At 48.6% G+C, this 10,588-nt stretch carries 14 protein-coding genes and 1 pseudogene; 9 read left to right on the forward strand and 6 right to left on the reverse strand.

The features are described from left to right. Positions 1-55 precede the first annotated feature (55 nt). The 3 genes from KIS30_08995 to rpiA are packed head-to-tail and all read left to right on the forward strand — an operon-like array spanning position 56 to position 1,635. Positions 56-220: a hypothetical protein gene (locus tag KIS30_08995; protein ID MBX8646876.1), complete on the forward strand. Its 165-nt coding sequence runs from the start codon at positions 56-58 to the stop codon at positions 218-220. 14 nt (positions 221-234) lie between these two features. Beyond that, positions 235-945, forward strand: coding sequence for a creatininase family protein (locus KIS30_09000; protein ID MBX8646877.1), 711 nt, complete (start codon positions 235-237; stop codon positions 943-945). 33 nt (positions 946-978) lie between these two features. Next, positions 979-1,635: a ribose-5-phosphate isomerase RpiA gene (gene rpiA / locus KIS30_09005; GenBank protein MBX8646878.1), complete on the forward strand. Its 657-nt coding sequence runs from the start codon at positions 979-981 to the stop codon at positions 1,633-1,635. A 68-nt stretch (positions 1,636-1,703) separates the two neighbouring features. Here rpiA and KIS30_09010 read toward each other — a convergent pair whose 3' ends face one another. Then, a complete protein-coding gene (locus KIS30_09010) occupies positions 1,704-2,072 on the reverse strand; it encodes an ArsR family transcriptional regulator (protein ID MBX8646879.1) in 369 nt (122 codons plus the stop codon). A 286-nt stretch (positions 2,073-2,358) separates the two neighbouring features. Here KIS30_09010 and KIS30_09015 point away from each other — a divergent pair, with 286 nt between their 5' ends. The 5 genes from KIS30_09015 (at position 2,359) to KIS30_09035 (ending at position 4,686) form a co-directional block, all read left to right on the forward strand. Next, the gene (locus tag KIS30_09015) at positions 2,359-2,637 is read left to right on the forward strand and encodes a 50S ribosomal protein L44e (GenBank protein ID MBX8646880.1); all 279 of its coding nucleotides are present in this window, start codon (positions 2,359-2,361) and stop codon (positions 2,635-2,637) included. Between the two features lie 8 nt (positions 2,638-2,645). Beyond that, on the forward strand, positions 2,646-2,843 hold the full coding sequence (locus tag KIS30_09020) for a 30S ribosomal protein S27e (protein MBX8646881.1): 198 nt from the start codon (positions 2,646-2,648) through the stop codon (positions 2,841-2,843). Further along, entirely contained in the window at positions 2,827-3,609 is a 783-nt protein-coding gene (locus KIS30_09025; protein MBX8646882.1) for a translation initiation factor IF-2 subunit alpha, read from the forward strand. The genes KIS30_09020 and KIS30_09025 overlap by 17 nt, the downstream gene beginning before the upstream one ends. 130 nt (positions 3,610-3,739) lie before the next feature. Beyond that, a complete protein-coding gene (locus tag KIS30_09030) occupies positions 3,740-3,910 on the forward strand; it encodes a ribosome biogenesis protein (protein ID MBX8646883.1) in 171 nt (56 codons plus the stop codon). Positions 3,911-3,912: 2 nt separating this feature from the next. Further along, entirely contained in the window at positions 3,913-4,686 is a 774-nt protein-coding gene (locus tag KIS30_09035; protein MBX8646884.1) for a proteasome assembly chaperone family protein, read from the forward strand. Between the two features lie 201 nt (positions 4,687-4,887). Here the strand turns inward: KIS30_09035 and KIS30_09040 are convergent, their stop codons facing one another. The 3 genes from KIS30_09040 to KIS30_09050 form a co-directional block, all read right to left on the reverse strand. Further along, a complete protein-coding gene (locus tag KIS30_09040) occupies positions 4,888-5,112 on the reverse strand; it encodes a ribbon-helix-helix protein, CopG family (GenBank protein ID MBX8646885.1) in 225 nt (74 codons plus the stop codon). Between the two features lie 668 nt (positions 5,113-5,780). After that, positions 5,781-6,296 (reverse strand): hypothetical protein, encoded by a 516-nt coding sequence (locus tag KIS30_09045; protein MBX8646886.1) that lies wholly within the window; start codon positions 6,294-6,296, stop codon positions 5,781-5,783. Positions 6,297-6,309: 13 nt separating this feature from the next. Continuing rightward, entirely contained in the window at positions 6,310-7,503 is a 1,194-nt protein-coding gene (locus KIS30_09050) for a hypothetical protein (protein MBX8646887.1), read from the reverse strand. A gap of 572 nt (positions 7,504-8,075) precedes the next feature. Here KIS30_09050 and KIS30_09055 point away from each other — a divergent pair. Continuing rightward, a complete protein-coding gene (locus KIS30_09055; GenBank protein ID MBX8646888.1) occupies positions 8,076-9,266 on the forward strand; it encodes an ISAzo13 family transposase in 1,191 nt (396 codons plus the stop codon). Positions 9,267-9,415: 149 nt separating this feature from the next. On the opposite strand, the pseudogene KIS30_09060 reads toward KIS30_09055, so the two are convergent. Both KIS30_09060 and KIS30_09065 read right to left on the reverse strand, forming a co-directional pair. After that, positions 9,416-10,153 (reverse strand): annotated as a pseudogene (locus KIS30_09060) (transposase). A gap of 253 nt (positions 10,154-10,406) precedes the next feature. Further along, on the reverse strand, positions 10,407-10,588 hold a 182-nt coding region (locus KIS30_09065; protein MBX8646889.1), incomplete at its 5' end, for a hypothetical protein.

The raw sequence follows: 10,588 nt of genomic DNA on the forward strand, positions 1-10,588 counted from the left end.
GTCCAAACTAAATAAAAGCAATGCATTTATCAACGGGCTACAGGATTCCCGGCCCATGTACTGCCCCAGGTGCGACAAGACCATGGACGATGCGAAGCTCGGCGAAGTTTCTGAAACGTTGAGGAAAATGGGAAACACGCTTCTCGAAAGGGGGAAATGCCCGGTCTGTTCTACCGACCTCATCAGGCTGCCGGACCCCGGCGATGCCGGAAAGGCATGAGGGAGTTGTATCATTTGACACAGATGTATGATGAACTGAATTTCGAGGCGCTTGCCTCAAGAGTGACGGACGATCCTATCGTATTCCTGCCGATTGGCGCAACGGAAGAGCACGGCAGGCATCTGCCGCTGGGTTCCGACACTTTCCAGGCGATCGATATGTGCAATGCGCTCGCTCAGCGTGTCAATGGTCTCGTGCTGCCCTCCGTCTCGTACGGCGTCTCGACCGCTCTAAGGGATTTTCCAGGGACAATTTCTATAACCTTCCAGACGCTGAACAGCATGATTCGGGATATACTCAGCGAACTCGTGAGGAATGAAATCAGGAAGATCGTTATTGTTTCCGGACACGGTGCACAGGTGCACATGTCCGCCATAAAATCTGCATGTGAGGAAATATCCGCTGCAAGTGATGTCAGAATAATGGCGTTGTGCGACTATGATGTAGCGTACAGACTCAGGGGAAAACAGGGCATACCGGCCAGCGATGGTCACGGCGGAATGATTGAGACCAGCAGGATGCTTGTCTCCAGACCATCACTTGTTTCGGAGGACAGACCTTCGGGTCAGGATACCACGCCTGATTTCCTGGTTGCAAGACACAGGAAGAGGTACATGACTGAGGGCATAATCGGCGACAGTTCAAAGGCAAGCGCTGCCCTCGGTCAGCAGATAAACTCGTATATCGTCGAGGAACTCGTCAAGGCTATACGAGCGGTGATGTGACTGCAGCATACCGACGTGGACGAACAGCGAAGGATGGCCGCGGAAACTGCAGCTGCCGAATCGGTCAGTGACGGTATGGTGGTCGGACTTGGAACAGGCAGAACGGCCAATTACGCAATACGCAAACTCGCCTCTATGGCATCCTCCGGCATCAGTCTGATATGTATTCCCACTTCCGACGCAACATCATTGCTTGCCCGAAAACTGGGGCTCACCGTTTCGACAATGGATGAATACCCCGATATCACCGTGACCATAGACGGGGCAGATGAAGTCGATCCGTCGTTGAACCTGATCAAGGGCCGCGGCGGCGCACTCCTCAGGGAGAAAATCGTAGCCAGTGCAAGCAAAATGGAAGTCATAGTCGCGGACGAAGCGAAAATAGTGAAATTTCTTGGCATGAAAGAGCCATTGCCGGTGGAGATAGTGAGATTCGGATACAGAAGCACCATGGCCAGCCTCACTACGCTTGGATGCGAACCGGTGCTGCGTGCAGAGGGCGGCAAACCTTTTGTTACGGACAGCACTAATTATATCGCAGACTGCCGTTTCGGCAGGATCGACGATCCTGCCGGTCTGAATGCAAAGATCAACACTATACCAGGCGTGGTCGAAAATGGCCTTTTTGCCGGTATTGCCTCTGTCGTTTACGTTGGCGGTGCAAACGGCGTCAGAATCATGAGAAAATGATTTCGCAATGTGCTTTTCCCTGGCAGGCAGCGCTCCGTTCGTGCCTGCGTAAAAATCTGCTCTCCCGTTCAACGGGAGCTGAATTCTCTGAGGTTCTTAAGGTTTGACTCGATGCTCTGAATCCTCCTGGATTCCTGTTCTTCAATCTGCTTTATGATGGAATCAAAGGGCATTGCAAGCCTGTATGAGTGAACCGGTCTTCCTTTTCCCTCCTTCTTGATGTCTCTTTTTATCACCCATTTGCGCCTTCTCAGTTCCTGCATCGCTATCGAAACTTCCGGTTGTCTCAGTGCCGTCGAAGTCTCTATCTCCACGGCCGTAGTCTCGTTCTTTCTCTTCAAAAATATGAGCGTCTTGGCGATATTTTTCGCCATGCCAGTGTTCACTAAATAATCAACAAGCTGCTCATCCTGTTTGCTGAAACCTCTGCTCGGCATTAGCCTCATTGAGATTTAATGTTATGCAGTTATAAATCGCTTTCTATATTCACAACAGCTTATATGTAAAAGCAGTGGACACGTTATTCGGAGGAGTGGCCGGTATGTTTTACGCGTAGCCTGACTTTCAGATATACATCCCCGACTGCGGTTTGGCATGAACTGGCGTGCACTGCATCCTGTTCCGAATAAACTGAAAGAGCTGTTTTGAATGTCTCCCGAATTCGATAACCATTTTATATACGATGAATTTATGAATACTCCAGAACGAGAGGAGCTGTCTGCGTTGAAGATGCCGAAGATTATCAAAGCTTACTGCCCATATTGCAAGGGCCATACACCGCACGATGTAGAGCGCGTAAGGAAGAGAAAAGCATCTGAAATGCGCGCAGGTCAGAGGCGGTTCAGGCGTGTTACCAGCGGTTATGGTGGTTTTCCGAGGCCCAAGCCGGAGGGCAGGGAAAAGCCTACAAAGAGACTGGCCCTCAGGTACCGGTGCAAGACGTGCAAGAAAGCGTATCCGATATCAGGCTTCAGGGCGAGAAAGTTCGAACTTACGGAGTGATTTTTAGAATGCAGGAAGTGAAGAAGAGAGCCAGATTTGTGGTTGTGAAGTGCCCTGACTGCAGTACCGAGCAGATAGTGTTCGAGCGTGCTTCAACTGTTGTTGCATGCAAGATTTGCGGAAGCACGCTTGCGACGCCGACAGGCGGAACGGCCAAGTTCAAGGCCCAGATTTTGAGGTCCGCAGACAATGCCGCCCAGTCCTGAATATCCTGAAGAGGGGGAGCTCGTAGTTTCCACTGTCCAGGGTGTGAAGAATTTCGGAGCATTTGTCGCTCTTGATGAGTATGGCAACCGGGAGGGCTTCATACATGTCAGCGAAATTGCAACAGGCTGGGTCAAGTACATACGTGATTATGTCAAGGAAGGGCAGAAAATCGTCTGCAAAGTCATCGAGGTTGACAGGAGCAAGGGACACGTAAACCTGAGCCTCAAGCAGGTCAACGATCATCAGCGAAGAGAAAAAATTCAGCTGTGGAAAAACGAAAACAAGGCGAGAAAACTTCTCGACATTCTCGCGGAAAGAATCGGCGAAGAACCGAAGAAGTTCTACGAAGAAGTCGGGGTAAGACTCATCGAAGAGTTTTCTTCGCTCTATTCTGCTCTGGAAGCCACTGCGGCCGATACCTCCGTACTGAAAAAAGCCGGGTTTACAGGAAAGTGGGTAGCCCAGTTTGAACTGATGGCTACCGAGAATATATCACCTGCATCTGTCAGGATTGACGGCATGCTCGAGATATCCTCTCCCAAATCGAATGGCATCGACGACATAAAGAGCGCACTAACCGAGGGAGTGAGAAGCGGCGAGGATTTCGAAGTCACTGTTCAGTATATAGGTGCACCAAAGTACCGCCTCCTGGTCACAGCAGGGGACTACAAGAAGGCCGAAGATGAGATCAAAAAGAGCGCGGATCACATCGTCAAAGCGGTAACGAAACTAGGCGGCACGGGCAAATTCACAAGGAGCCAGTAGCGCTTCGTACGCATTGTTCCCGTCGCGTGTGCGTCATGAGTCAGGTAGATTAAAATAGTTCAAACTGAGTTAGCACCAAATCTGGCATGCAACGCTCATTACCACGTGCAGCCTGAACATGTTGATTACTGTGAGAAGCATAATATTGAAATGTCCGGCCTGTGGAGTGTACACCATGTCTGAAATTTGCCGGAATGACGGTCAGAAAACGAAGAGTTCAATACCGATGAGATTCACTCCCGACGACAGATATGCAAAATACAGAAGAGCGCTTATGGAACAATCCGTAAAGGAGGAATAGATCTGGACGACATACTTGTAAAGCTGATGGAGAAGCCGCAGTTGAAGGATCCGATTTTCATTGAGGGACTCCCCGGCGTCGGAAACGTGGGCAAACTCGCTGCGGAGCATCTCATTGAACAGCTGAACGGTGTCAAATTCGCTGAAATTGTGTCAAAATATTTTCCGCCTCAGGTGCTCGTCAGGGACGACGGCCTGGTACGGCTGGTTTCGAACGAAATGTTCTACGTAAGACGGGAAGATTTTGACAACGATCTGGTATTTCTTGTGGGTGATTACCAGGGCATTTCACCCGAAGGTCAGTATATGCTTTCGGACAGAGTGCTGTCGATTGTTGATGGGCTTGGTGTTCGCCGGATATTCACGCTCGGCGGCTACGGCATAGGCAAGATGGTTGAAAAACCAAGAGTGCTGGGAGCTGCAACCGATCTGGAACTCGTGGAGGAGATGAAGTCTCTCGGTGTCGTCTTTTCCAGGGGGGAGCCGGGAAGCGGCATTGTAGGTGCAAGCGGTCTGCTGCTCGGTCTTGGCCTCAACTACGGAATGCGAAGCGTATGTCTTATGGGCGAGACATCCGGTTATCTCGCGGATCCCAGAGCTGCAGAAGCCGTGTTGAATGTTCTGGTAAAAATCGTGAAGGTCAAGATAGATTTCGAGTCACTCAGACACAAGGCGCAACAGATTGATCAGATTACGGCAAGGATCAGGGATATAGAGAGTCAGCAGGGGCAGGAACAGCAGGGAGAGCGGAGAGAAGATCTCGGTTACATAGGGTAGTTACTCTGGCGCATTCAGCCTTTGTCGAAAGCTTTCTGCATGCTTTACGGACTTTTACAGTCAGCAACCGTCAGAAGCACTGATGTTGTGATTGATGTTTTTCAAAAAAAGAAAGAGGGAAGAGTGACTATGAATTTGAGCCCTGTCAGAGCGCATCCCATCCCTTCCGGTCTCAAATGTTTCCCTCTTTTGGGGTCCCTTTCACTTCGCGAGGAATTTTCTTTCGAATTCCTCCATTTCAGCGAGTGTCTTGTCGGCTTCGGACAATCTCTTGAGCTTGTCCATGACTGTGTCAACACGCTGGTAGATCATATCTCTGACCGCACTTCGAATAGCTTCGGAACGGGAAGGGAAATCATCGACCTTGACCAGAAAGTCAAGCGCCTGAAGATAGCGGGGGGGCAACCTTATTGTGATTTTCTCCAGATCCTGTTCATCCATGTTATCGCCCGTGGGTCTGATAGACCTCTTCTGTCAGACACCTAACACAAGGGCTGTATTTAATAATTTTCTAAACAGAGGCTTTGTGAATAAACTAGCTTTTGTGAAAAAACTTGTTAGTTTGTGAAAAAAGTCCTCTGTTTGTGAATTTAGTCTGAATGCAATAGCTGTTCGGCTATTCGATGAGACAACAGTCCAGCGTACGGAATGATTCACCCATGAACCCCTACAAATCTCTTAAGATAGCTGATCTTATGTTGATTCGGACTGGGCACAACGAGGAAGAAAGACCAGCACGCAATCTGTTGGCGTTCAGCAGATACAGACCGTATTCCGGGGAACTGGAAAGTCTGTTTAGAGATTGAGCAGCGAAGAGTAGGGGCAACATGCTATCCCTCTTCTCTACTCTACAGACTGGAGTACTAGGTATCTGAATGGCATTTCATGATAATGCAGGTCCAATCTTCCAGATTATTATAGTGGTCGGTCGTGCAAACTTGTTGATGAGCTTTCACCCTGCAGGTTTTAGAAGGCAGCCGGTGTCAAGTGCTCCAAACATGCAATGAGCACAAGAATGGATTTCAATAGAGGCACGCGTATGAGCGGAATGCATTTCTGTAGAACAGCCCAGAGTCGGACATTAATTGTGGAAACTATTGACCGATACCGTCAGAGAATGTGATCGTAAATCCGTCTTTAACCGAAACTGGATTAGGGACGCCCATTAGTATCATGTATTTTCCTGGTGTGAGTGAATAAACGTAACTACCGCTCGTTGAAGGCACGGGTAGTTTGTACAGGCTGGATGGCAAGTATACTCCACTGTGTGCAGAAGGAACAAACATAAGATCTAAGCTTGAATTCGCTGGATTCCACGCACTGTTTACACCGATTATCATAGGTGTGACATTCTGATCCGAGGTCCACGAGATTGTCACATTTCCATAGCTGCTAACGCTGAATACAGGGACAGGCCAGTATGACTCATTGAACCTATAGGATGTCCCTGCGGGAAGCGGAAAGGTTGCGTTGACAACCACTGTGTTGATATTGATTGCGGGAGCATTCCCCTGAGAGTGGGCACCTCCCATATGAGTATATGACGCTCCTGCAATCGCACTGGTGAACACGACCAATGCAATTATCAACAAATGTGTTTTCCCTATCATAGTCCCGTCACCATTATGTCTTGTAATACACCTTAAATATTCCGCTCGCTGTTCCAGCCTTGATCATTTTGGTAGGAAGCAGCTTCTGAGTCAGCGTGCCAAGTAGAGTATCCCAAGTATATGAATTCCAAGCCGACTTAACCGGGGAGTGGAATGCATTGTAAGTGTTGCTTCCAATAAATGAAAAAGGTATGTTACTGAACGAAGGTAATACATAACCTGTCCACTCCACTATCCATTCGGCGGTATTCTGCTGTATGCTGCCAAGGTTATTTTCACTTCCGCTTGCAATTTTGCCATTGGTATTGTCCTGAATAATATAGCTTCCCGTGCCACTGCTATATGAAACAGTCACTGTTATGTTGTCACCTTCGTGGGGATAGAAATTATTTATGACTACAACAGAGGGATTAATTGCGGGATCTTCATACCACGCGAAGACCCTTGGTGAGCTTCCTAAGTTGGCATAGTCAATTCCTATTCCCGCCTGCCAGAAGCTTTCTGAGGTGGTTCCTCCAATCCCGACCCAAATGTAAACAAGTTCTTCCGAAGAGGGACCGTTGGTGACTCCTCCCGTATACTGTGTAATGGGAATATTGAATGTCCCCGTTGCCCCCGATATAGCGCTGCCAGATTGCTCATACCCGGCCCAATTCGAAACTACCGTCGAATTCGGGACCAAGACAAGATCGCCGTTGCCCGTAGGTTCGAAGCTATCTGTACTCGATGTGCTGACCTGACCACCGCTAGAGATGAAGAAACCAGCACTGGTCATCCACTCGAGAAAGGTATCACCACCCGCGATACTTACAGGCGAAATCGAATAAACAGAATACTTATCCAAGGTGGTTGTCTGGCCATTGGAGTATGTGGTCCCTGCAACATTCACTTGGGCTTGGCTCTTATAAATGTAAATCGTAACACTTACCGTCGAAGGGGGTGGTGGTGGGAGTCTGTCAGGCGACATAGTGCCCTGAGACGCGTTCACATTGGTGGCATTGAAATTATCATTGCCTCGTGTCTTTGATCCGGCCACTGGGAATAAAAATGGGATAGAAGCAAAGGCATAATGTATTTGCTTCGAACGCATAATTGTAAAGTGATGGTTTGAGGTAAAACTTGTAGATCCAATTGGCATCATGATTGTTACAAACGCTATGAAAATGCACACAGTAATTTTTCTTGCTTCGTTCCTTTTATCGGCCACAATAAGCAATTGCTATTACGAGTTATTAAAATTTACGATCTGGTCTATGGCGGGCATAATTCGTCAGCCTGCATAGTCTGAAATGCGTTCTGTCTCAATGACGGCATTCCACTTAACTGTTGAAAAGGCGGACTGAAAACAGACTGAAACGATGATTACACTGTGCCCGGGCACTATCTTGCCGCCTGCGCCTCGGCCCACATTCCGTCTGTATAAGGTGTTTAGGGCACAGTGAAGCCTGTAAACGTCTTCAGTCCAGTTGGAGAATGACAAACCTATGGAAGAACCTGATACCATGGTAGCTGACCGGACACGAGAACATGGCAACGGGTCCTTTGCAAGCTCCGTGGACAAAGTTCCTGCCCTCGCAAGAGGGGATCGCGCAGAGTGGCGAGCGAGCCAGAGGGCCGCGACCAGTTGGCGTATGCCTGATCGGAATTGCCTTGCGCATCAAGAACACACCTCCGCGGGAACACGATAGCGGATGAAGGGACATGTCGAGCTTTTTGTGTCTATGGGCCTAGGCAAAAATAAAGTGCCACATTTATAAACTACTGCACCCATGCAGTATTATGGGAAAGGCAGACACAGACGCAATGTGGCTGGACACACTTTATCAGTGTAATGAGGTTCAGCGCAGGAGGCTGGCAGGAGTCAAGGCTCTCGAGCTGGGAAGAGGAGGATTGTCAAGAGTATGTAAGTTAACAGGTATGTCACATCATACAATTATCAAGGGAATCGAGGAAGTGAAAAGCAGAGGCAACGAACCGCTCACAAGATTGAGAAGAGAAGGCGGAGGCAGGAAAAGGATTATCGACAAGAATCCCAGAGTACGGAAGAGGATCGAGGCAATACTTGAAGAAAACACTGCCGGAGACCCGATGAGCCATCTGAAGTGGACCAATAAATCCACTTACAAGGTCGCAGACGAAATAAGCCGCACCGAGGAACACATAACAAAAAACACGACGGCATCAATAATCAGGGCACTCGGATTCACTCTTCAATCGAACAGAAAGTCATTTGAGGGAGGCACATCGGAGGAAAGAGACAGCCAGTTCAGATACATCAACAGGATGGCAAAAGACTACATTCGGAAGAATATCCCATTCATATCGATAGACGCGAAGAAGAAGGAGCTTGTGGGCAACTTCAAGAATGCAGGAAAGAGATGGATGGCAAAGGGAAAACCCGAGCTGGTGAACGTATATGATTTCATCAATCTTGGCAAGGTGAAAGCGATTCCCTACGGCATATACGACATTGGCAGGAATAACGGTTTTGTAAGTGTGGGCGTGAGCTCAGACACCGCAGAATTTGCTGTTGCGAGCATCAGGAACTGGTGGAAAAACATAGGAACACCCAATTATCCCGGCAAGAGAGAGCTTGTTATCTGTGCAGATTGCGGTGGAAGCAACGGCTCAAGAAACCGGCTGTGGAAATATTCGCTCTGGAAATTTGCACAGGAAAACAATCTGACTGTGACGGTATTACACTATCCGCCGGGAACGAGCAAATGGAACAAGATTGAACACAAAATGTTTTCATTCATAAGCATGAACTGGAAGGGCAAACCGCTGATAAGCTATGCAGTCATCATAAATCTCATAAAAGCAACAGAGACGGAAAGTGGCCTGAAGATATCTGCAAAAATGGACAGGAGAGGATATGAAACCGGCAAGAAGATATCCGACGATGAATTCAAGAAAATCGACATCACCTCTCATGATGTCAATCCTGACTGGAACTACACAATCAACTAGAACATGGCAATTTATTATTGCCTAGGCCCTATGCGAAAACTATGTCCTGTGTCGAATCCGGGTGAGGCTGTGTAAAAAGTGATTACTTCACCTGCCTTCCGGCAGTTACGTTTTCCGGCATCTTGCCAGGATGTTTTTTTAAGGCAGACTCAGCAGCTGGTCACTGCCTTGACCAGCTTCTTTGTTCCTATTATGTTCAACACTCTTCTCAAGTTATACGCAAGCATTGTGAGTCCAATCTCTCCCCTCACCTTCCTGAAGCCTTTGAGCAGAAGATATGACTGATTGAATGCCCTCTTTATTGTGCCAAACGGATGCTCGCACATCGCCTGCCGTTTGGACATCATGGATGGATTCTCTCTCAGCCTATTCCGCATGTCATCGATCAGGTTCTGATGTTCCCAGCGATACATTCGCCTTCCTTTGTCGTATGTTGTACACTTTGTCATCAGATATCTGCATGACAAGCAAGCCTCTGTCTTGTAGACGAAATATCTCATGCCTGGAGATCTTGTTTCAGACACAGTCCAGAATCGGAGCCTCTTGTTCGCAGGACAGACATATGTGTCTGTCCTCCTGTCATATATGAATTTGTCCTCATAGAAGTCCGGTGTTGGTATGCCCCTGCTCTTCGACGGACCGCTGCCGGTCCTGTCCGGCGCCGGCACGTATGGAGTAATGCCGGCACCCACACACTTCTCAACTTCCTTCGCAGAGAAGTATCCCCTGTCTGCAACAACATCGATTGTGTCGGCATCGAGCATCTGCTTTGCAGCAGATGCCACATTGAACAATGAATCTGCATCTGCTGTTTTGTTGGTAACATCATATTCCGCAATCAGGTGATTCTTACCATCGACAGCGGCGTGTGCATTGTAACCGGCGAAGAATGATCATCGAGTAGGAGAAGGCGATTAGCCCTCGTCCTCTCACACCACCGTACATACGGTTCCGTATACGGCGGTTGGCCAGTGTTGGGACAGATGACTGTCCTGACACACATTCATCTCGTGCCGGGCAGCAGAATGGCACTTCGCATGATTTCGCAGTGGCTTCACCACTGCTCACACGCGGAAGCTCCCTTGCGGGATATTCTGCCCTGTGCTGTCCGAACTTGACGATGTACGCCATCACCGACCTTCACCCCTTCCGCAGACTGCGTACTATGGGTTCTGCTGACTTCTGGCATCTCAGCAGCTCATCGCTGAACTGTTTACGGCAGCATGTTTGTACGGACGAAACTCCGGCCCGTTTCACATGCTGCTGCATGATGCCAGATCTCCCCGGGTAAGAACGGATGCCTTCATCCCATATACCCGCCG

The sequence above is a fragment of the Candidatus Sysuiplasma acidicola genome, assembly GCA_019721035.1.
GTDB classification, from domain to species: domain Archaea; phylum Thermoplasmatota; class Thermoplasmata; order Sysuiplasmatales; family Sysuiplasmataceae; genus Sysuiplasma; species Sysuiplasma acidicola.